A 21,813-nucleotide genomic window follows, 5' to 3' on the forward strand; every position below is an offset into this window, starting at 1 on the left:
ATATGAAATTTATTGTAGAACGTGAGCAGTTACTGAAGCCACTGCAACAGGTTAGCGGTCCCCTTGGCGGACGCCCAACGCTGCCGATCCTGGGAAATTTACTGCTGCAGGTCAGCGAAGGCTCGCTGCGCTTGACCGGTACCGATCTGGAAATGGAAATGGTGGCTCGTGTTGCGCTGACGCAGCCACACGAGCCGGGCGCCACCACGGTTCCCGCGCGTAAATTCCTCGATATTTGCCGTGGTTTGCCGGAAGGCGCGGAAATCAGCCTGACGCTGGAAGGCGACAGAATGCTGGTGCGTTCTGGCCGCAGCCGTTTCTCGCTATCAACGCTGCCAGCCAGCGATTTCCCGAATCTGGATGACTGGCAGAGCGAGGTGGAATTCACCTTGCCACAGGCAACGATGAAACGCCTGATCGAAGCGACGCAATTCTCAATGGCGCATCAGGATGTGCGTTATTACCTCAACGGTATGCTGTTCGAAACCGAAGGTGAAGAGTTGCGTACCGTTGCGACCGATGGTCACCGCCTCGCCGTCTGTTCAATGCCAATTGGTCAGGCGCTGCCAAACCATTCGGTGATCGTACCGCGTAAAGGGGTGATTGAGCTGATGCGTTTGCTCGACGGCGGCGAAACGCCGCTGCAGGTGCAGATTGGTAGCAGCAATATTCGCGCACACGTTGGCGACTTCATCTTTACTTCCAAGCTGGTTGATGGCCGTTTCCCGGATTATCGCCGCGTATTGCCGAAGAATCCCGACAAGGCGCTGGAAGCGGGCTGTGATATTTTAAAACAGGCGTTTGCGCGTGCGGCAATTCTTTCAAATGAGAAATTCCGCGGTGTTCGCATCTATATCACCGAAAATCAACTCAAAATTACGGCAAATAACCCCGAGCAGGAAGAAGCCGAAGAGATGCTGGATGTTTCTTACAACGGCACCGATCTGGAGATTGGTTTCAACGTCAGTTACGTGCTGGATGTGTTGAATGCACTGAAGTGCGAGAATGTGCGTTTGCTGCTGACTGATGGCGTATCAAGTGTGCAGATTGAAGACGTCGCAAGTCCAGCCGCAGCGTATGTTGTTATGCCGATGCGCTTGTAGGGTCGGCATTTATGCCGACCTGGCCAATGTTCGCACCATCCTGGGAGCCATTAATGGCTCCCCTACAACATCCCGAATGGCTTCATCCCGGAACACCTCATGGCTTTAACCCGCCTCCTGATTAAAGATTTTCGTAATATCGAACAAGCCGATCTGACGTTAGCGCCCGGCTTTAATTTCCTTGTCGGTGCCAACGGCAGCGGCAAGACCAGCGTGCTGGAGGCGATTTATACGCTGGGGCATGGCCGCGCGTTTCGCAGTTTGCAAGCTGGCCGCGTGATTCGTCACGATCAGGACGCCTTTGTGCTGCACGGTCGCATTGAAGGCAGCGAACGCGAAATGTCGGTTGGTCTGACCAAGAATCGCGCCGGCGACAGCAAAGTGCGTATTGATGGCAGCGATGGCCACAAAGTGGCGGAGTTGGCGCAGCTGTTACCGATGCAGCTCATTACGCCGGAAGGCTTTACGTTGCTCAATGGCGGTCCGAAATATCGACGCGCCTACATCGATTGGGGCTGTTTTCACGCCGCGCCGGGTTTTTTCCATGCCTGGAGCAATTTGCGTCGCTTATTGAAGCAGCGCAATGCGGCGCTGCGTCAGGTAACACGCTACAGCCAAATTCGTCCGTGGGATCAAGAGTTGGTGCCGCTGGCTGAACAGATCAGCGCCTGGCGCGCCGAATATAGCGCCGCGATCTCCCGCGAGATCATCGCCACCTGCGGCCAATTTTTACCGGAGTTTGCGTTGACGTTCTCTTTCCAGCGCGGCTGGGACAAAGAGAGCGACTACGCCGAACTGCTGGAACGCAATTTCGAGCGCGATCGTGCGCTCACCTACACCGCTAGCGGCCCGCATAAAGCCGATTTTCGCATTCGTGCCGAGGGTACGCCGGTGGAAGATTTACTCTCACGCGGCCAGTTAAAACTGCTGATGTGCGCGCTGCGCTTAGCGCAGGGAGAATACCTGACGCGCAGCAGCGGACGACGCTGTTTGTATTTGATTGATGACTTTGCCTCAGAGCTGGATGACACCCGTCGTCGGCTGTTAGCTGAACGCCTAAAAGCCACGCAGGCTCAAGTATTTGTCAGCGCCATTGGTGTCGAGCATGTAATCGACATGAGTGATGAAAAGGGCAAGATGTTCCGCGTGGAACAGGGTAAAATAGTGGTTCAACCTGAAGATTAAATGAGCGAGAAACGTTGATGTCGAATTCTTATGACTCCTCAAGTATCAAAGTCCTGAAAGGGCTTGATGCGGTACGCAAACGCCCGGGTATGTACATCGGCGATACGGATGACGGCACCGGTCTGCATCACATGGTATTCGAAGTCGTGGATAACGCTATCGACGAAGCGCTCGCCGGTCACTGTAGTGATATTACCGTTACTATTCATGCCGATAACTCTGTCTCCGTGCAAGATGATGGCCGCGGTATTCCGACCGGCATTCATCCGGAAGAGGGCGTCTCTGCGGCTGAAGTGATCATGACCGTCCTGCACGCAGGCGGTAAATTTGATGATAACTCGTATAAAGTGTCTGGCGGCCTGCACGGCGTGGGTGTTTCTGTGGTTAACGCCCTGTCGCAGAAGCTGGAGCTGACTATTCGCCGCGAAGGCAAAGTGCATCAGCAGGTTTATCAGCATGGCGTGCCGCAGGCTCCGCTGGCGGTCTCAGGCGATACCGATGCCACCGGTACTCGCGTGCGTTTCTGGCCAAGCTATGAAACCTTCACCAACGTGATTGAGTTTGAGTACGAGATCCTGGCGAAACGCCTGCGTGAACTGTCGTTCCTGAACTCCGGCGTCTCGATTCGTCTCGAAGACAAACGCGACGGCAAAAACGATCACTTCCACTACGAAGGCGGTATCAAGGCGTTTGTTGAGTATCTCAACAAGAACAAAACCCCGATCCATCCAACGGTGTTCTACTTCTCGACTGAGAAAGATGGCATCGGTGTGGAAGTGGCGCTGCAGTGGAACGATGGTTTCCAGGAAAACATCTACTGCTTCACCAACAACATTCCACAGCGCGACGGTGGTACGCATCTGGCCGGCTTCCGTGCGGCAATGACGCGTACGCTGAATGCTTACATGGATAAAGAAGGCTACAGCAAAAAAGCCAAAGTCAGCGCCACCGGTGATGATGCACGTGAAGGCCTGATTGCCGTGGTTTCCGTGAAAGTGCCGGATCCGAAATTCTCCTCACAGACCAAAGATAAACTGGTCTCATCCGAGGTGAAATCGGCGGTTGAGCAGCAGATGAATGAACTGCTGGCGGAATACCTGCTGGAAAACCCATCTGATGCCAAAATCGTGGTTGGCAAAATCATCGATGCAGCGCGTGCGCGTGAAGCGGCGCGTCGTGCGCGTGAAATGACCCGCCGTAAAGGCGCGCTGGATTTGGCCGGTTTGCCGGGCAAACTGGCGGACTGTCAGGAGCGCGATCCGGCGCTGTCTGAAATCTACCTGGTGGAGGGTGACTCCGCAGGCGGTTCAGCCAAACAGGGCCGTAACCGTAAGAATCAGGCGATTCTGCCGCTGAAAGGTAAAATTCTTAATGTGGAGAAAGCGCGTTTCGACAAGATGCTCGCTTCGCAGGAAGTCGCCACGCTGATTACTGCGCTGGGCTGCGGTATCGGCCGTGACGAATACAACCCGGACAAACTGCGTTATCACAGCATCATCATCATGACCGATGCGGACGTCGACGGCTCGCACATCCGTACGCTGCTGTTGACCTTCTTCTATCGTCAGATGCCAGAAATTGTGGAACGTGGTCATGTCTATATTGCGCAGCCGCCACTGTACAAAGTGAAGAAAGGCAAGCAAGAACAGTACATTAAAGACGACGAAGCGATGGATCAGTATCAGATTTCTATCGCGCTCGACGGCGCTACACTGCACACCAATGCCAGCGCACCAGCACTGGGCGGCCAGCCGCTGGAAACGCTGGTGGCTGATTTCAACAGCACGCAACGCATGATCAAACGTATGGAGCGCCGTTTCCCGGTGGCTCTGCTGCGTGGCCTGATCTACCATCCGACCTTAAGCGACCTCAGCAATGAAGCCGCGGTACAAGGTTGGATCGACGGTTTGGTGGCGTATCTGACCGAGCGGGAAGCGCACGGCAGCAGCTACATGGCGCAGGTTCGTGCGAATCGTGAACAGAACCTGTTCGAACCGGTGCTGCGTGTGCGTACGCACGGTGTTGATACCGATTATCCGCTGGATAGCGAGTTCATTGATGGGCCGGAATACCGCAAAATCTGTAGCTTGGGCGAGCAGTTGCGTGGCCTGATCGAAGAAGATGCCTATATCGAACGTGGCGAACGTCGTCAGCCGGTCACCAGCTTCGAGCAGGCGATTGAGTGGCTGGTGAAAGAGTCACGTCGCGGTCTGTCCGTGCAGCGTTATAAAGGTTTGGGTGAGATGAACCCAGAGCAGCTGTGGGAAACCACCATGGATCCGGATAGTCGCCGCATGCTGCGCGTGACCATCAAAGATGCCATTGCTGCCGATCAGCTGTTCACCACGTTGATGGGTGATGCGGTAGAACCGCGTCGTGCCTTCATTGAAGAGAATGCGCTTAAAGCGGCCAATATCGATATTTAATCGATTAGGCAAAAAAGCAAAACCCTTCCCTGGTGGAAGGGTTTTTTGTTTTCAGCGGGGGACGGAGAAGCGGAAGCACGCGCCCGATGCTTGTTCATCCAGCCGAATATCACGCTCATGCAGTTGCAGGATGCGGCGCACCACCATCAATCCCAGCCCACCGCTGTTTTTGCGCGTGCTGGCGTGTGTTAACGCCGACGGACGTTCAAATAAGGTCGCACGAAGATGTTCAGGAATACCCGGCCCGGAATCTTTCAGACTCACTTCAACCTCGCGATCGGTGCTACGTAACGTTACCTCGATGATTCCTGCTTCCGGCGTATATTTGATGGCATTGTCGAAAAGATTGGTCAACACCCGATCGATCATCGAAACATCCGCATAAACCTGCGGCAGTTGTTCCGGCATATCCACCACAAAGCGGATATGGCGCGTACTGGCCATTAACTCAAATTTCTGCATCACATCGTAAGTCAGCTCCGACAGGCTGAAATTTTCGCGATTGGGCTTAATCACGCCATATTCCAGCTGCGCCAGTTCAAAAAGCTGCTGCGCCAGCATGCTGACTTTCTGGCTTTGCGAAAGCGCAATGTGCAAATAACGCTGGCTATCGGCTGATTTGAGGCTGTCTGATTTATACAGCAAGGTTTCGAGATAGCCATGTAAGGTGGTCAGCGGCGTGCGCAGGTCGTGCGAGATATTGGCGACAAAATCGCGGCGCAGCTGGTCCTGATAGGTCAGTTTTTCCCACTGAAAGGCGACGCGTCGCGCCATGCCAACAAAGGCGCCTTGCAGCAAACTCACCTCATCCTTCTCCTGCGCCTGTGGCAACGGCAGTTCAGCCAGTTTTTTTATCTCGGCCATATCGTCACGATTAAGCTGACGCACGCGCTGCGTAAGCTGGCGTATTGGACGAGTAATTAAGCTAAACGCCACAGCGCCCGCTGTCAGACCAAATAACACCACCAGCAAGGATGACCAAAATGAGGTGCGCATCAGGGTATCGATCTGCGCTTCCTGCGCCAGTTGGTGATAATTCTCTCCCTGCAAAATCACGTAAAGATAACCGGCAGGTTGGCCATTTAGCGCAACCGGGGCGGCGCTAAAGACCTTCTTCTCCTTCAGATTACGCGGATCGTCGCCGTAAATTGGCGACGAGGCGCCATGAAGCTGCGAATGAATTGGCGCAAGACTCACTCTGGTGCGTTTAATATGATTGGGTGGGGCGGCATCGGCAAGAATATTGCCCTGCAAATCGAGCAGATAGACTTCTACGCTGGGATTAAGCACCATCAAATCCTTAAACAGCACCTTCATCAGTGGCAGGTTCACACCCTGCACGCCAATCATATTGGGATTGGTACTGATGATATGCCGCGCCAGACCATCGGATAAGCGTTGCACCACCGCGCTACCGTATTGCGCGTTAATACGAATCTGCATCCAGCCTGACAACAATGTACAGAGCAACAGCAAAGAAGCGAAAACCAGCGCCAGGCGCTGGCTGAGTGTCAGGCGTTTCATCATTAAGAACCTAATTAGCCGGCAGCGAAAATTTATAGCCTTTTCCCCACACCGTCAGAATGTAGTGCGGTTCAGTTGGATTATCTTCAATTTTCAACCGTAAGCGGTTGATATGCGTATTGACGGTATGTTCATAACCATCGTGCTGATAGCCCCAAACCTGATTGAGCAGATTGAGGCGGGAAAATACTTTTCCCGGGTTTTTGGCGAAGTGGTAAAGCAGATCAAACTCACGTGGCGTCAGATTTATCGGCTTATCGTGCATCCACACTTCCCGCGCCATGGGATCAATCGTTAAGGCATCAAGTTGTAAGGTTCCCGCTTCCATGCGCGAATTCATGTTCATCGCTTCCTGGCGGCGGAACAGCGCTTTGAGCCGCGCTATCAGCTCAATCATCGAAAAGGGCTTCGGCAAATAGTCATCGGCACCCAGTTCAAGACCCAAGACGCGGTGCACTTCGCTAGAGCGGGCGCTGATCATAATGATTGGCGTGTAGCGCTTCATGGTGCGTGCGCGACGACAGATCTCCAGACCATCAACGCCAGGTATCATCAGGTCAAGAATCAGGGCGTCCCAGTGCTGTGCTTCCAACAGTTTTAGCGCCAGAAGACCGTCAGCAGCATGCGTCACCGCATAACCTTCATCCTGAAGATTCAAACGAAGAACGTCGGCGATACCGCCATCATCTTCGACAATAAGGAGTTTTTTTGCGTCGTTCATCATCCATTCCGTATCGCATTATTAAGTAATGTTACCGCTTCCTTCGCCGCTGAGTTTTCACTTTTTGTTTAACTCCACGTGATGCTTTGGTGAACAGGAACGCAGCACCATAGCACTGCGGTCTGGGTTGCTCGGGTCAGAAACGGATTGAATTAGTGGCGCGGTGCGAATGCGCTCATGCCGTTATTGAGACATTTCTTGTCATGAAACCCGATGCCCTGGCGGCAGAATGCGCCCTGACTAAACGGAAGGAACGAGTAAATGGAAATGCAGATGGATGAAAAACCAGGACGTTCAGTCGTTATCCATCCCGGCTGGCTGCGGGTTTGTCACTGGATGAATGCCGCCGCCATTGTGATTATGACGCTGAGTGGATGGCGCATTTATAACGCTTCGCCCCTGTTCGACTTTTATTTTCCTGGCGAGATCACCCTCGGCGGATGGTTAGGTGGCGCCTTGCAGTGGCATTTCGCTGCCATGTGGATTTTTGCCGCGAATGGCGCGGTTTATCTGACGATGAACCTGATTACCGGCCGCTTTGCTAAGAAATTTCTGCCGTTAAATTTACGCGGATTGTTCCAGGATGCTGCCAGTGCTCTGAAAGGCAAACTGGCTCATGCGGATCTCCGCCAATACAACCATGTTCAGCGCGCAGCCTATCTGTTTGTGGTGGTGATTTGCCTGCTGCTGGTGCTGTCAGGGCTGGTGTTGTGGAAATCGGTGCAGTTTGGATTGTTGCGCGATCTCCTCGGCGGCTATGAAGCGGCTCGGTACATCCATTTTTATGCTATGTCGGCGCTGGTGGGTTTTGTGGCGGTTCATCTATTGATGGTCGCGCTGGTACCGAAAACCCTGCTTGCCATGTTGCGCGGACGCTAAGGAGAGCGAAATGAAAAAAATAAATGTCGATCTTTCCCCCAGCGATGCGGATGCCTTAGTTAAAGAGGCGCAGCAGTTACTGGCGCGCAAACTGGATTCTGCCTCACGTCGCCACTTTTTGCGTCAGGGTTTAACGTTGGGCGGCGTGGTGATGCTAACCGGCTGCGATCTCAGTGATAAACCGGATGTTGATAGCGTGCTGAATACCTTTTCTCGTTTTAACGACCGCGTGCAGAGCTGGCTGTTTAATCCCGCCAATCTGTCACCGGAATACAGCGCCGATCGCATTTCATCCTCCTTCCCGTTTAACGCTTTTTATGGTGAGGAGGATATTCCGCAGATCAATGGCGACCGATGGCGTCTGGAGATTGCCGGGCGGGTGAATGATAAACGCAGCTGGTCGCTGCCGGAACTCTACAACATGCAGCAGGTGGATCAGATTACTCGCCATATTTGCGTAGAAGGCTGGAGCGAAATTGGGCGCTGGGGCGGCGTGCGTTTTGCCGATTTCCTCAAGCTGATTGGTGCGGATACCCGCGCCAAATACGTCAGCTTTAAGTGTGCAGATGATTACTACACCAGCATTGATATGGCATCGGCGCTGCATCCACAAACCATCATGGCGTTAAGCTGGGATGGACGCATTCTGCCACCTGAATACGGTTATCCGATGAAAATACGGATTCCCACCAAGCTGGGATACAAAAATCCGAAGCACATTCAGGTGATTGAAATAACCAATCGTTATACCGGTGGTTACTGGGAAGACGAAGGCTACAACTGGTTCGGCGGAAGCTGATCCTTTAACTCGGTGCCTTATTGCGCCAACACCTTTTGTAAACATCAAAAACTGTAAGGAAACACCCTATGAAAAATGTAATCGTAGCAACCTTTATCGCTTCAATGATGACTATGTCTGTTGCTTATGCTGCTGACAGCATGGGCAAAGATGCCATGAAAAAAGATGAAATGGGCATGAAAAAAGATGCCATGAAGAAAGACGAAATGGGCATGAAGAAAGATGCCATGAAGAAAGACGAAATGGGCATGAAGAAAGACGGCATGCACAAAGATGAGATGGGCATGAAGAAAGATGCCATGAAGAAAGACGAGATGGGCATGAAGAAAGACGGCATGCACAAAGATGCAATGGGCATGAAGAAAGATGCCATGAAAAAAGATGAAATGGGCATGAAAAAAGACGCCATGAGCCACTAAAATCATCCTCTAACTCCATGTATGCCGGGCCATCATTTGCGTGATGGCCTTTTTTCTTTGCGCGGGAAAAATCTGAAGTCAGGTGCGAAACTGGTCAATGTGAGCTGAATCGCGCTAGCATTGATTAAAACCCTGACTCAACGAGGACGTTATGGCAATAAAACTGGTAGCAATCGATATGGACGGCACGCTGCTTAATCCACAGCACGAGATCACGCCCGCCGTTAAATCTGCCATTGAGCGTGCGCACAAGAAAGGCGTCATGGTGGTACTGACCACCGGTCGTCCCTTGGTCGGCATTCAGCGTTATCTGATGGAACTGAACCTGGTTGATGAAGGCCAATACTGCATCAGTTACAACGGTGCGCTGGTGCATCGCGCCAATGATGGCGAATGTGTGGCGGAAATTACCCTGGGTTTTGACGATTACCTGTATATCGAACAGTTAGCGCGCGATCTTGGCGTGCACTTTCAGGCCTTCGATAAATCCTTCCTCTACACGCCGAATAAAGACATCAGTGAATTCACCATCCACGAAGCGAGTTTGACCGGCATTCCAGTGCGTTACCGCTCCGTTGAGGAGATGGATCGCGCCACGCGTTTTCCTAAGCTGATGATGATCGACAAACCCGATCTGCTGGACGCCGCTATTCAGCGCTTACCGCAGCAGGCACGCGACAGTTACACCATTCTCAAAAGTGCGCCTTATTATCTCGAAATCCTTGATTCACGCGTCAATAAAGGACAAGGCGTGAAAATGCTGGCAGAGAAGCTTGGCCTGGCGCGTGAGGAAGTGATGGCGATTGGCGATCAGGAAAACGATCTGGCGATGATTGAGTACGCGGGAACTGGCGTAGCAATGGGCAATGCCATTGATTCGGTTAAGAAAATCGCACAGTTCATTACCAAAACCAACATGGAAGACGGCGTAGCGCACGCCATTGAAGAGCTGGTGTTGTAACCCCTTCTGATTTCCCTCCTCTGCGAGTTGGTCGCCATAAATGGCGACCCTACAAGCCCGAACTAACTATCGTAGGGTCGCCATTCATGGCGACCTCAACGCGTTCTCGCACATGTATTGTCTATTTTGTGATCCGTATTGTAGTACAACTATGCTTGGTGGTACTACAATCGGCGGCATAGGCTTGGCGCAGTGAAAGCAGTAATCTGATGCGCTACCGTCTTTCAATCAATGGAACATCATGACGCAAGAACCCTTAAGCAAAACAGAGCGCATCATCCTGACGCTCGGTGAAGAGATTGTAGCCGGGAAGTTTGTGCCGGGTGCGGCGCTGCCAGCCGAAGCGGAATTGTGTGAACGCTTCAGTACCTCACGCAACATCATCCGCGAAGTGTTTCGTTCACTCATGGCTAAGCGGTTGATGGAGATGAAGCGTTATCGCGGGGCGTTCGTCACGCCGCGCAACCAGTGGAACTATCTGGATAGCGACGTATTGCAGTGGACGCTGGCACACGATCAAGACCCGCGTCTGATTGCCGCAATGAACGAAGTGCGTGTGCTGGTGGAGCCACAGATCGCACGTTGGTCGGCGGAACGCGCCACCTCAAGCGATTTAGCTGCGATTGAGCTGGCCTACAACGACATGGTGGCGAATCACCTCAATCGTGAAGCGTTTAACGAAGCAGATATTCGCTATCACGAAGCGGTATTGAATTCGGTGCATAACCCGGTGCTGCAGCAGCTCAACGTGGCGATCAGCCAGCTGCAAAAAGCGGTGTTTGCGCAAACCTACATGGCGGATGAGGGCAATATGCCGCGCACGCTCGCCGAACATAAGGCGCTGTTCGATGCCATTCGACATCAGGATGGCGATGCGGCGGAGCAGGCAGCGAAAGCGATGATTGCCAGCTCAACCGCCCGACTCAAGGAGATTATGTGACCCGCTATATCGCGATTGATTGGGGTTCGACCAACCTACGCGCCTGGCATTATCAAGACGGCGTTTGCATCGATGAGCGCCGTTCAGAAGCTGGCGTCACGCGGCTTGGCGATCGCACGCCTGCCGACGTCTTTGCCAGCGTCACCGATGGCTGGCCCGTCAACGAGGTGCCGGTGGTGATGGCGGGCATGGTGGGCAGCAACGCCGGCTGGCTGTCGGTGCCGTATCTTTCCTGCCCGGTTTCATTAGGTGAGATCGCCAGCCGCCTGACGCGCGTCGAAAATAAAGCGTGGATCGTGCCGGGATTGAGCGTTGAACGTGACGACAACTACAACGTGATGCGCGGTGAAGAGACGCAACTGCTCGGCGCTATTGAATTGCAACCGGCGTCGCTCTACGTAATGCCCGGCACGCACGCCAAATGGGTGCAGGTGGAGCAGGATCGCGTGCAGGATTTCCGCACCGTGATGACCGGTGAATTGCATCATCTGCTGCTCAGGCAGTCGTTGATTGGTGCCGGATTGCCGGAACAGGAAGAGAACGCCGCAGCCTTCCGTGAAGGCGTGCAGGTGGGAAGTCACGATGCCTCCATCTTGTCGCGGCTGTTTGAAGTGCGTGCTTCACATGTGCTCGGCGCACGCGATCGCCGCCAGATCAGCGATTTTCTCTCAGGATTGCTGATTGGTCACGAAGTGGCGCTGATGACGCAACATGCCGACATCGGCAGCCAACCGATCACCATTATTGCCGGTAGCGCGCTGGCGCAACGCTATCAACAGGCGCTGCAGTTTATCGGTGTGGATTCAGTCACGCTGGCAGGCGATCGCGCTTTCCAGCACGGAATAAGGAGTATTGCAAATGGCCTGGCAAACTAAAGTCCCGCTGATCGCTATTCTGCGCGGAATCACGCCGGATGAAGCAGAAGCGCACGTCGGCGCACTGATTGAGGCGGGTTTCGATGCGATTGAAATCCCGCTTAACTCGCCGGAATGGGCGAAAAGCATTGGTGCGATGGTGAAAACCTTTGGCGACAGGGCGCTGATTGGTGCCGGTACGGTACTGAATCCGGCGCAGGTCGATGAGCTGGCGACGCTCAACAGCAAATTAGTCGTCACGCCGAATACCGATGCTGCCGTGATCCGCCAGGCAGTAGCCAAAGGCATGATCGTGGCCGCCGGTTGCGCCACCGCCACCGAAGCGTTCACCGCCTTGCAGGCCGGTGCGCAGGCGCTGAAAATTTTCCCGTCGTCAGCCTTTGGTCCGGGCTACATCAAAGCATTGAAAGCGGTATTGCCGCCGGAGGTGCCGGTGTTTGCGGTGGGGGGCGTGACGCCGGAAAACTTGCATGAATTTATGGCCGCAGGCTGCATCGGCGCGGGCTTAGGCAGCGATCTTTATCGCGCCGGTCAGCCGTTGTCGCGCACTGTGGAACAAGCCCGCGCATTTATTGCTGCATATAAGGACGCTGTACGATGAAAATTACCAAACTGACCACTTACCGCCTGCCGCCGCGCTGGATGTTCCTGAAAATCGAAACTGACGAAGGCATCGTTGGCTGGGGTGAACCGGTGATTGAAGGCCGCGCCCGCAGCGTGGAAGCGGCGGTACATGAGCTGTCGGAATACCTGATTGGTCAGGATCCCGCACGCATCAATGATTTATGGCAGGTGATGTATCGCGGGGGATTCTATCGCGGCGGACCGATTTTGATGAGCGCGATTGCCGGTATCGATCAGGCATTGTGGGATATCAAAGGTAAAGCGCTCGGCGTGCCGGTTTATCAACTGCTTGGCGGCTTAGTGCGTGACAGCATCAAAGCGTATAGCTGGGTGGGCGGCGATCGTCCGGCCGATGTGATTGACGGCATTAAGAAACTGCGCACCATCGGTTTTGATACCTTCAAACTCAATGGCTGCGAAGAGATGGGCATGATCGATAACGCTCGCAAGGTTGATGACGCGGTAAATACCGTGGCGCAAATCCGCGAAGCCTTTGGTAAAGAGATTGAGTTTGGCCTCGATTTCCACGGTCGCGTCAGCGCGCCGATGGCAAAAGTGCTGATCAAAGAGCTGGAACCGTATCGCCCACTGTTTATTGAGGAGCCGGTGCTGGCGGAACAGGCGGAATATTATCCGCGTCTGGCGGCGCAAACTCACATTCCGATTGCCGCCGGTGAACGCATGTTCTCGCGTTTTGAGTTCAAGCGTGTGCTGGAAGCGGGTGGACTCGCGATTCTGCAACCCGATCTGTCGCATGCGGGCGGTATCACCGAGTGCTACAAGATTGCGGCAATGGCCGAATCTTACGATGTCGCACTGGCGCCACACTGCCCACTCGGCCCGATAGCGCTGGCCGCTTGCCTGCACGTTGACTTCGTCTCACGCAATGCGGTGTTCCAGGAGCAGAGCATGGGTATTCACTATAATCAGGGCGCCGAGCTGCTCGATTATGTGATCAACAAAGACGATTTTAAAATGGATGATGGTCATTTCTATCCGTTAAATAAACCGGGCCTCGGCGTGGAAATTAACGAAGAACTGGTGATTGAACGCAGTAAAAATGCCCCCGACTGGCGCAATCCGCTGTGGCGTTTCCCGGACGGTTCAGTTGCTGAATGGTAATTAACACGCACTAAAAAAAAGAGTTATTTGAAAATATCAATATGCCGGTGAAATAGAGCATAGGGCTTCACTCAGCCTTTTTCCCGGCACAGCTTATTTACCGCTAATGCGGTTTTAACGTTTATATCGCTACCCTACATTTGCCGGGGCGTGCTTTGTCGCGCCTGTAAGGCAAACACCATTACGGAGAAACACCATGGATCTCTCTGCTGTTCACGCCAAACCGACGCGCCGTCGTTATATCACGCTGCTGATGATATTTATTACGGTGGTAATTTGTTACGTCGATCGCGCTAATTTAGCCGTCGCTTCAGCGCATATTCAGGAAGAGTTTGGTATTACTAAAGCGCAAATGGGTTATGTATTTTCTGCCTTTGCCTGGTTATATACGTTGTGCCAGATTCCTGGCGGCTGGTTCCTCGATCGCGTGGGTTCACGCTTAACTTATTTTATTGCCATCTTTGGCTGGTCGGTGGCGACGTTATTGCAGGGATTCGCGACGGGCTTATTATCTTTGATTGGCCTGCGCGCGATTACCGGCATATTTGAAGCGCCAGCCTTCCCCACCAATAACCGCCTGGTGACCAGCTGGTTCCCGGAGCAGGAACGCGCTTCCGCCGTCGGCTTTTACACGTCCGGTCAGTTTGTTGGCCTGGCCTTCCTCACGCCGCTACTGATCTGGATTCAGGAACTGCTGAGCTGGCATTGGGTATTCATTATTACCGGCGGCATCGGCATCATCTGGTCGTTGATCTGGATTAAGTGCTATCAGGCACCAAGCCAGAGCAAAAGCATCAATAAAGCCGAACTGGATTACATCCGTGAAGGCGGCGCGATGGTCGATGGCGATGCGCCGAGCGAGAAGAAAAACCGCATTAAACTCACCGCCGCCGACTGGAAACTGGTGTTCCATCGCAAGCTATGCGGCGTTTATCTTGGCCAGTTCGCCGTGACATCCACGCTGTGGTTCTTCCTCACCTGGTTCCCTAACTATCTGACGCAGGAAAAACACATCGCGGCGCTCACCGCCGGCTTCATGACTACCGTGCCTTTCCTCGCAGCATTTGTTGGTGTGATTCTGTCGGGCATCGTGGCCGATCGCCTGGTGCGCAGCGGTCGTTCGCTTGGTTTTGCCCGCAAAACCCCAATTATCTGCGGTCTGCTGATCTCCACCTGCATCATGGGCGCGAACTATACCGACGATCCGATCTGGATTATGACGCTGATGGCGATCGCCTTCTTCGGCAATGGTTTCGCCTCGATTACCTGGTCGCTGGTGTCGTCGCTGGCGCCGGTACGCCTGATTGGTTTGACGGGAGGCATGTTCAACTTTGTTGGCGGTTTGGGCGGCATCACTGTGCCGCTGGTGGTTGGCTATCTGGCGCAGGATTACGGCTTTGCGCCTGCGCTGGTGTATATCTCGGCGGTGGCGCTGATCGGTGCGCTGTCATATATCCTGCTGGTCGGTGATGTGAAGCGCGTAGGTTAATCTATCGTAGGGTCGCCATTTATGGCGACCTGGCTAATAACCGCACGATAATGGCGATCGGGTTTATTCGCACCTCACCAATAAATCACGTAATTTATCCGGCAACTGTTCGATGGAAGGTTGCCTCATGTCAGAAAAACAAATCACCTTTGCCCCGCGTCATCATCAACTCACCAACATTAACGTCTGGACCGGTGACAGTCAGTGGCTGGCATTTGATGTGCGGCCTTCCGGCGCGTCATTCACCAGCCTGACTATCGAACGCGTCAATGTGGCGAGCGGCGCGGTTGAAGTGCTGTACCAGGCGCGCGATGGCGCACACGTTGGTGTGGTCACCGTCAGTCCGGATCTGCCGCCGCGTTACGTCTGTATTCACGGGCCGGAGCATCCCGATGCGCACTGGCGCTACGATTTTCATCACCGTCGTGGGGTGATCGTGCAGCAGAGCATCGCGGAGAACCTCGATGCCTGCGATATCACCGCGCCTTATACGCCCGGCGCGCTGCGCGGTGGCTCGCATGTCCACGTCTTCAGCCCGGATGGTTCGCGCCTGAGTTTCACCTATAACGATCATGTGATGCATGAAAAGGACGCGGGCGACGACCTGCGCAACGTCGGCGTGGCCGTGCCGCTGCATCCGGTGTGTCCGCCAAAGCAGCATCCGCGTGAATACGAGGGCAGCCATTATTGCGTGCTTATCAGCCAGACGCAGCGCGATCCACTGCCGGGCAGCGACCAAATCGATCGCGCTTATGAAGAGTGCTGGATAGGTGATCAAGGCTATCAGAAAGCCGACGGCAGTTGGCAGCGTTGGGCCATCGCCTTTATCGGCGATACGCGCGCCGCGAACGGCGACAAAGTGCCGGAAGTCTTCGTTGTCGATCTGCCCGCCGCGCTGGCGGATTACGCCAAAGCAGGCGCATCGCCTTTGCAGGGCACCGCGGATAAATTGCCTGCGCCGCCGGCTGGCGTGCAGCAGCGCCGCATTACGCACACCAATGGTTTGGCACTGCAACCGCGCCATTGGCTGCGCGCATCAGCAGATGGCCGTGCCATTGCTTTTTTGCTGGCGGATAAGCATGGCGTCATTCAGCTGTGGACGGTTTCACCCAATGGCGGACAGCCGCGTCAGGTGACGCAGTTGGCAAGCAGCATCCAGTCCGCATTTAGCTGGCAGCCCAATGGCAGCGCCATCGCTTTTATCTGCGATAACAGTGTGATGCAGTGTGAAGTCGCCACGGGTAAATGTACGCGCTTAACGCAGCGGAGCGATCACGCGCCATCCGGTGATGCCGTGGTCTGGTCGCCGGATGGGGAAAAGATCGCCTATATGCGGGACGTTGACGGTTGGCGACAGCTGTTTTGCGTTAGTGCGAATGCTCAGGCATAGAGGCCGCGGTCGCCAGGCTGGTTTGAGTGCCGGCCAGTTTTTCGCTTTGCAGCACGCGCTCGTGGATGGAATCTTTACTTTTATCGTCGTCGGAACGGAAGTAATCCCACGGCAGCAGCACGGTATCCATCACCGCTGAGAAAGGTAAATCAATCAGCGCAAGCGGCTTGATCGCCCAACTGGTGTTGTCGTCTGTAAGCATCTCGGCGCTGGCCCGCGTGCCGGGATAATAGCCCTGACTGGCACCCGTGTGAGACATCACGCTGGAGCAACCTGAAGTAACAAAGGTACTGCAAACCAGTACTGCTGTGAGCGGAAAGCGTTTCATCATATTCATCATCATCATCCCTTCAGTCATGGCATGGCCCTGGCTGGAGTGTGTCACCTGACGCTAAGCAAAGCTCTATGGCTAAGTCTTGTGTCTCAGGCGAATAGTCACCTGAGTGTATGCCATATCGTCAGAATTGCTGTAAAAAAATACGCATCAGCCCTTGAAAGCGACCTTGCTGCACCCACTTTTAAGTTACGTTCGTGTTGCTGTTGCCGGAAGGGACAGCATCGAACTGAACAACCTGTCCACTGTGGAAGGTTGCCTAAACTTGCTGATTATCAGGAGTCTTATTATGCGTAATTTTGATCTCTCTCCACTTTATCGTTCTGCCATTGGTTTTGATCGCTTGATTAACCTGCTTGAGACCAATCAGAACCAGGCCAATGGCGGCTACCCTCCGTATAACGTGGAGCTGGTGGATGAGAACTTCTACCGTATCACCATTGCTGTGGCAGGCTTTGCTCAGAGCGAATTAGATATCACTTCGCACGACAACGTGCTGGTGGTCCGCGGCGCGCATCCTGAAGAGCAGCCGGAGCGTAAGTACTTGTATCAGGGCATCGCCGAACGCAACTTTGAGCGCAAATTCCAGTTGGCCGATCACATCACGGTGCGCGATGCGCGTCTGGAAAATGGTCTGTTAAGCATCGATCTGGTACGCATCGTCCCGGAAGAGGCGAAACCGCGCCGTATCGAAATCCTGTAATCAGGATGCAGAGTTGAAAAAAACGCCGCTGAAAAGCGGCGTTTTTATTGTAGGGTCGCCATTCATGGTGATCAAAAGCCATCAAGTCCGCACTAACAATCGCTGACTGACCATGCCGCCAAACACATTTACCAGCAAACCAAGAATGATCACCGAAGCCCCGATCATCTGCTGCATCGATAAGGTTTCACCCAGAACCAGCGCGGCGCTAAGTATTCCCACCACCGGTACCAGCAATGACAGCGGTGCGACGCGCCAGGTTTCATAGCGACTCAGCAAGTTGCCCCAAATCGCGTAGCCAACAATGGTGGCGACAAAGGCGAGATAAACGAGCGCCAACACCGTTTGCAGCGAGATATGCAGCAGGCTGCTGACAATCGCCGTTTCGCCGTCGAACAGCCATGAGCAGGCAAAGAACGGCACCACCGGTACCAGCGCACTCCACACCACCAGCGACATCACCGGCACTTTACGGTTACGCAAAATGATTTTGTTGGTGATATTGCCGAGCCCCCACGACAGCGCGGCCGCCAGCGTTAGCATCATGGTGGTGAGCGTAATGCCCGCCGTGGTTTGGCCTTCCATACCTGCGGTCGCCAGCATAAACATGCCGAGCGTGGCCACCAAAATGCCGACGATGTGATTCCAGCGCAGCTTCTCAGCCAGGAACAGCGCGCCGAGCAGCAGAGTGAAAAAGGCCTGCGCCTGTAAAACCAACGATGCCAGTCCCGCCGGCATGCCGAGCTTGATGGCGAGGAACAGAAAGGCGAACTGCCCGAAGCTGATGGTCATGCCGTACACCACTAGCCAGCGCAGTGGAATCGCCGGACGCTTCACGAAGAAGATCGCCGGGAACGCCACCAGGGTAAAACGCAGTCCCGCCAGCAGGAAGGGCGGCATGTCCTGCAGACCCAGCTTGATCACCACAAAATTCACGCCCCACGCCACCACAACCAGCAGGGCTAACAACATATCTTTTACTGACATACGAAGTCCTTACTGCCGCGATCAGGCGGTTGCCGTCACCGGTGTCGCGATCTCGGCACAACATTCATCACCGACAATTTTAAAGAAATCATCCACCTGTAAAGCCACTGAGCATTCCAATGCACCCGCGTTAAACCACAGCGTGCCGACATCGCGCAGGCGTGTATCGACACGCAGCGCCAGCCGATCATCAAAACTAAACGGCGGTACCGCGCCCATTACGCATTGCGTTAACGCCTGCGCTTTTTCGGGCGCAGCAAAACTCGACTTCTTGCCGCCAATGGCGCGCGCGGCACTTTTGAAGTTAATCTTGCAGTCACCCGGCACAATCGCCAGCAAATAGCGCGCATCCGCGCCCTCTGGCATGGTCACTTCCAGCACCATCGCTTTAGCGGCCTGATTGAGATCGTTACCGCGGATCTCGCTGATCAGGTCGGTCTGGCCGATGGCTTCATGCTCCACCACGCGATAACGCGCCTGATGTTGATCCAGCAGGGCCGTCACTTTTTCATAGGTATTCATGCTCGTCTCCTCGTCGAAAACCTGGCGTTAACTCCAGGCGATGGCGTGTTTCATTTTTTTGTCGGTCAGGCCAAAGAAGAAGCCCATGGTGATGCGCGTGTCGCCTTCCACACGATCAATTTCATGATAAAACGCAGGATTAAACAGATAGATATCGCCACTGCGCGGGGAGAATTCACACACCTCGCTGTGCTCAATGACGCCGGTTTGATAACCGAGTTCGCCCGGTGTTTTGTAGCACTCATCCACCGGCTGCCACTTCTTGTTAAAGATGCGCAGTTCGCCGCCCGCGTTGCACTCCTGCAAACAGACCACGCAACTCAGCTGATGCAGGATGTGGGTTACCGCCAATCCGCTGCCGGCGGCATCGCGCACGATGTTGTCGTTATGCAGTGGATTGGCGACGCCGTTGGCGTGGAAGCGCACAATCGAACCGGCGTACTCGCCCAGCTCGGGTTCGTTGGCGGTTTGCAGACTGTCCAGGCGCAGCGCGTGTTTCACCCAGTTGTAGATCTGATCGCGTAAACCGTGCAGCGACGGCGGCAGCGCAGGCTGGATATCGCGCAGTTCGGTGAAGTAGTTTTCCGGCGCGGCTGTGTGTTTCGCCAGATAGGGACCGAGCGTGGTCAACGCACCATTCGGATAGTGTGAAACCCGCACTTGCTCGCGGCACTGCTGCAAATCGTTCACCACGGCCTCACGCACATCCGGTGTCAGAAAATTGCGTAATACCAGCAGCGGCACGCGCGCCGTCACGATGTCATCCAGCCAGGTACTTTCCACAAACATATTTGGATGGATAACGCGTATCTGATTGAAAATCGCCATGTTGCTCACTCCCCAATAGGAAATTCATGAAGTTCATGGTTACTCATACGACGCCATTCAGACGCCGTGCCTAGTGTTGAAATGGGTTCAGAAGAGATAAACGTCGTGTTGTCATTCTGGAAACGGTGCAGCGTGAAATAGTTGGGATAGGGCGTATCGTCGGGATGCCATTGCCATGCCCAGGCTTTATCGCGCGTGACAAAGATGGCATTAGCCGAGCTGCCGCCCGGCGCCACCTGCGCCATCTTGTTGCGCAGATAGTCGCGAGTAAAATCGGCGGGCGTGGCGCGATCAACCATGTATTCGAGGTACTCGGCGGAATCAAAGCGCGACTCCGCCATGCCTAATTGCTGGTAAACAGTGGGCAAAAAACCGTTGTGCATCATGTACCATTGGGTTTCGCCGCTGGTGCGCCACAGCGGATGGGAAAATTCGATACCGTGATTTTTACTTAGCGTGGCATGGCGCACATGCACCGCCAGAAAGCGGCCGCGCAGGCGATCAACATCAATTGTCGGCAGCGCATCGGCGAAGGTGCCAGTGCCGTGCAGCGTGCGAATATGTCCTTGCTCCAGCCATAAACAGCCCCAACCGTTGGGATGCTGCTTAATCGGTCCTTCGTGCGTTGCGGTTTCGCCGCAGCTCATGGCTCGGGCGGCATCCAGCACCGCCGCGGCATCAAATTGGCCGTGCGCCACAATCATTCTGCACATAGTAAATCTCTCCGTGTGGTGAGCGATGAGACCTCAAGGATTTGGTGGAATACCGCCAGAATGTCGTCGCGGCTGGTCGCAGCGAGGCGGAAGGTTGCCAGAATTCCCGCGTGGCGGGTTAAATCGGCATACAGCGAAGAGCGCGGCGAAACCGCCAGCGCAGGCAGATTGAGCGGCGGCAACAGCTGACCGCGTTGGTTCTGTTCAATCCAGCGCTCAGCCGCGTCATACTGCAGGCGCTGACGCAGTCGCACCCGGCCCACCGCTTGAGGCTGCGGCGGGAAATGCAGCGGCGGCATGCCGTAACCGGCTTCGATGTGAAACGCCACTTCAGCCCAGTTGATGCCGGTGACTTCCTGCACCAGATTCACCACGCCCATGCCGGAAAGGCGGAAGCCCATTTCGAGGAAGTGTGGTTCGCCATTAACAAGAATGAAGTCAATGTGAAATGCGCCCTGGCGATAGCCGAAGGTTTCGCAGCAGAAGCTCATCAGGCTGCTAAAACTGGCCGGCAGTTGCTGCGCCGCGACCGCTACATGGCCGGACTCGTAAAAGCTGACGCAGCCGTCGGCATCGCTATGGTGTTCGATCACCTTTTGGCAGCAGGTCAATGCGACGGCATGGCCTTCCACTACCACGCCTTGCAGCGAATACTCATCACCTGCCAGCCAACTCTCAACGATAAAACCGCTGAAGCTGCGCCCGCCGTAATTCATGGTATCGACCAGCTTGCCGATTACCGCATCAAGCTGGCCAGACTCTTTCACCAACCAGATGCCAAGCCCGCCGCCGCCGTCTACCGGCTTGATCACGCAGGGATAGAGCAACGCCTCACGCGCGTCACGAATGCTGAGCGGTGAGGCGAAGAAGCGAAATTCGGGCTGCGGAAAGCGCTGCCAGGCTTTGCGCAATGCCATGCGCTGCGCGTACTTATCCGGCGGAATAAAGCTCGCGTCGGCATCGGGTCCCGCCAGCAACTCTCGTACGCGACCGGCGCTGGCGTTGTAGGCTTCAAAGCCCGCCAGCACCACATGAGGATGCTCCATCAACCCAGCATGTAAACAGGCTTGCAGCACATCCCACGGATTTTCCGGGCGATCCAGCCGCACAATCAGATCGAACGGCAACGGGATGCTCAGCGATTGGTAATCGACGAAATCGCCCATCTCCGCCAGAACGGTAAAATAGCCTTCGCGTTTGGCCACCGCGCAGTAAGGGTTTTGGCCGTCGCGGGTGGCGCCAATCTGCAGGAAAATCTTTCTCATCGCG

Annotated in this window: 22 protein-coding genes; 14 read left to right on the forward strand and 8 right to left on the reverse strand. The window is 54.5% G+C overall.

Going from position 1 to position 21,813, the window contains the following annotated elements:
* The first annotated feature begins 2 nt into the window (after window positions 1–2).
* The 3 genes from dnaN to gyrB all read left to right on the forward strand — a co-directional run bounded on the left by dnaN (window position 3) and on the right by gyrB (window position 4,714).
* Window positions 3–1,103 (forward strand): DNA polymerase III subunit beta, encoded by a 1,101-nt coding sequence (gene dnaN / locus ACRQ84_RS15355; RefSeq protein ID WP_064738296.1) that lies wholly within the window; start codon window positions 3–5, stop codon window positions 1,101–1,103.
* A 99-nt stretch (window positions 1,104–1,202) separates the two neighbouring features.
* Window positions 1,203–2,288 (forward strand): DNA replication/repair protein RecF, encoded by a 1,086-nt coding sequence (gene recF / locus ACRQ84_RS15360; RefSeq protein WP_064738295.1) that lies wholly within the window; start codon window positions 1,203–1,205, stop codon window positions 2,286–2,288.
* Window positions 2,289–2,305: 17 nt separating this feature from the next.
* Window positions 2,306–4,714 carry a DNA topoisomerase (ATP-hydrolyzing) subunit B gene (gene gyrB, locus ACRQ84_RS15365; protein WP_064738294.1) on the forward strand — a complete coding sequence of 803 codons (2,409 nt, stop codon included), beginning with the start codon at window positions 2,306–2,308 and terminating at the stop codon, window positions 4,712–4,714.
* Between the two features lie 51 nt (window positions 4,715–4,765).
* Here the strand turns inward: gyrB and ACRQ84_RS15370 are convergent, their stop codons facing one another.
* Both ACRQ84_RS15370 and ACRQ84_RS15375 read right to left on the reverse strand, forming a co-directional pair.
* Window positions 4,766–6,238: a sensor histidine kinase gene (locus ACRQ84_RS15370; protein ID WP_483817937.1), complete on the reverse strand. Its 1,473-nt coding sequence runs from the start codon at window positions 6,236–6,238 to the stop codon at window positions 4,766–4,768.
* A 10-nt stretch (window positions 6,239–6,248) separates the two neighbouring features.
* A complete protein-coding gene (locus ACRQ84_RS15375; RefSeq protein WP_483817938.1) occupies window positions 6,249–6,959 on the reverse strand; it encodes a response regulator transcription factor in 711 nt (236 codons plus the stop codon).
* 267 nt (window positions 6,960–7,226) lie between these two features.
* Between ACRQ84_RS15375 and ACRQ84_RS15380 the strand changes: the two genes are divergently transcribed.
* From ACRQ84_RS15380 to ACRQ84_RS15425, 10 genes are all read left to right on the forward strand, one after another.
* Window positions 7,227–7,838, forward strand: a complete 612-nt coding sequence (locus ACRQ84_RS15380; protein WP_483817939.1) for a cytochrome b/b6 domain-containing protein — start codon at window positions 7,227–7,229, stop codon at window positions 7,836–7,838.
* A 10-nt stretch (window positions 7,839–7,848) separates the two neighbouring features.
* Window positions 7,849–8,637, forward strand: coding sequence for a molybdopterin-dependent oxidoreductase (locus tag ACRQ84_RS15385; RefSeq protein WP_483816496.1), 789 nt, complete (start codon window positions 7,849–7,851; stop codon window positions 8,635–8,637).
* Window positions 8,638–8,705: 68 nt separating this feature from the next.
* Window positions 8,706–9,056, forward strand: coding sequence for a hypothetical protein (locus ACRQ84_RS15390; protein WP_483816497.1), 351 nt, complete (start codon window positions 8,706–8,708; stop codon window positions 9,054–9,056).
* Between the two features lie 151 nt (window positions 9,057–9,207).
* Window positions 9,208–10,017: a sugar-phosphatase gene (yidA, locus tag ACRQ84_RS15395; protein WP_064738290.1), complete on the forward strand. Its 810-nt coding sequence runs from the start codon at window positions 9,208–9,210 to the stop codon at window positions 10,015–10,017.
* Window positions 10,018–10,258: 241 nt separating this feature from the next.
* Window positions 10,259–10,957: a FadR/GntR family transcriptional regulator gene (locus ACRQ84_RS15400; RefSeq protein ID WP_483816498.1), complete on the forward strand. Its 699-nt coding sequence runs from the start codon at window positions 10,259–10,261 to the stop codon at window positions 10,955–10,957.
* The gene (locus ACRQ84_RS15405; RefSeq protein WP_483816499.1) at window positions 10,954–11,832 is read left to right on the forward strand and encodes a 2-dehydro-3-deoxygalactonokinase; all 879 of its coding nucleotides are present in this window, start codon (window positions 10,954–10,956) and stop codon (window positions 11,830–11,832) included. Before ACRQ84_RS15400 ends, ACRQ84_RS15405 begins: the two co-directional genes overlap by 4 nt.
* The gene (locus ACRQ84_RS15410) at window positions 11,816–12,433 is read left to right on the forward strand and encodes a 2-dehydro-3-deoxy-6-phosphogalactonate aldolase (RefSeq protein ID WP_483816500.1); all 618 of its coding nucleotides are present in this window, start codon (window positions 11,816–11,818) and stop codon (window positions 12,431–12,433) included. The genes ACRQ84_RS15405 and ACRQ84_RS15410 overlap by 17 nt, the downstream gene beginning before the upstream one ends.
* The gene (dgoD, locus tag ACRQ84_RS15415; RefSeq protein WP_483816501.1) at window positions 12,430–13,578 is read left to right on the forward strand and encodes a galactonate dehydratase; all 1,149 of its coding nucleotides are present in this window, start codon (window positions 12,430–12,432) and stop codon (window positions 13,576–13,578) included. Before ACRQ84_RS15410 ends, dgoD begins: the two co-directional genes overlap by 4 nt.
* 196 nt (window positions 13,579–13,774) lie before the next feature.
* Window positions 13,775–15,067: an MFS transporter gene (locus ACRQ84_RS15420; protein ID WP_483816502.1), complete on the forward strand. Its 1,293-nt coding sequence runs from the start codon at window positions 13,775–13,777 to the stop codon at window positions 15,065–15,067.
* Between the two features lie 127 nt (window positions 15,068–15,194).
* Window positions 15,195–16,457 carry a YidR family protein gene (locus tag ACRQ84_RS15425; RefSeq protein WP_483816503.1) on the forward strand — a complete coding sequence of 421 codons (1,263 nt, stop codon included), beginning with the start codon at window positions 15,195–15,197 and terminating at the stop codon, window positions 16,455–16,457.
* On the opposite strand, the gene ACRQ84_RS15430 is transcribed toward ACRQ84_RS15425, so the two are convergent.
* Entirely contained in the window at window positions 16,435–16,794 is a 360-nt protein-coding gene (locus ACRQ84_RS15430) for a YceK/YidQ family lipoprotein (RefSeq protein ID WP_064738337.1), read from the reverse strand. The genes ACRQ84_RS15425 and ACRQ84_RS15430 overlap by 23 nt on opposite strands.
* A gap of 286 nt (window positions 16,795–17,080) precedes the next feature.
* Between ACRQ84_RS15430 and ibpA the strand changes: the two genes are divergently transcribed.
* The gene (gene ibpA, locus ACRQ84_RS15435) at window positions 17,081–17,494 is read left to right on the forward strand and encodes a small heat shock chaperone IbpA (RefSeq protein ID WP_049852393.1); all 414 of its coding nucleotides are present in this window, start codon (window positions 17,081–17,083) and stop codon (window positions 17,492–17,494) included.
* An 81-nt stretch (window positions 17,495–17,575) separates the two neighbouring features.
* Here ibpA and ACRQ84_RS15440 read toward each other — a convergent pair whose 3' ends face one another.
* The 5 genes from ACRQ84_RS15440 to ACRQ84_RS15460 are packed head-to-tail and all read right to left on the reverse strand — an operon-like array spanning window position 17,576 to window position 21,809.
* Entirely contained in the window at window positions 17,576–18,481 is a 906-nt protein-coding gene (locus tag ACRQ84_RS15440) for an EamA family transporter (protein WP_064738284.1), read from the reverse strand.
* A 21-nt stretch (window positions 18,482–18,502) separates the two neighbouring features.
* A complete protein-coding gene (locus ACRQ84_RS15445; protein ID WP_064738283.1) occupies window positions 18,503–19,003 on the reverse strand; it encodes a YbaK/EbsC family protein in 501 nt (166 codons plus the stop codon).
* A gap of 27 nt (window positions 19,004–19,030) precedes the next feature.
* Entirely contained in the window at window positions 19,031–19,831 is an 801-nt protein-coding gene (locus ACRQ84_RS15450) for a 2OG-Fe(II)-dependent halogenase WelO5 family protein (RefSeq protein WP_483816504.1), read from the reverse strand.
* Between the two features lie 5 nt (window positions 19,832–19,836).
* Window positions 19,837–20,544 carry a class II glutamine amidotransferase gene (locus ACRQ84_RS15455; protein WP_483816505.1) on the reverse strand — a complete coding sequence of 236 codons (708 nt, stop codon included), beginning with the start codon at window positions 20,542–20,544 and terminating at the stop codon, window positions 19,837–19,839.
* Window positions 20,532–21,809 carry an ATP-grasp domain-containing protein gene (locus ACRQ84_RS15460; protein WP_064738280.1) on the reverse strand — a complete coding sequence of 426 codons (1,278 nt, stop codon included), beginning with the start codon at window positions 21,807–21,809 and terminating at the stop codon, window positions 20,532–20,534. The genes ACRQ84_RS15455 and ACRQ84_RS15460 overlap by 13 nt, the downstream gene beginning before the upstream one ends.
* Window positions 21,810–21,813: the final 4 nt, after the last annotated feature.

Origin of the sequence: Pantoea sp. E2023-21 (assembly GCF_051302795.1) — a bacterium.
Lineage (GTDB): Bacteria > Pseudomonadota > Gammaproteobacteria > Enterobacterales > Enterobacteriaceae > Pantoea > Pantoea ludwigii_A.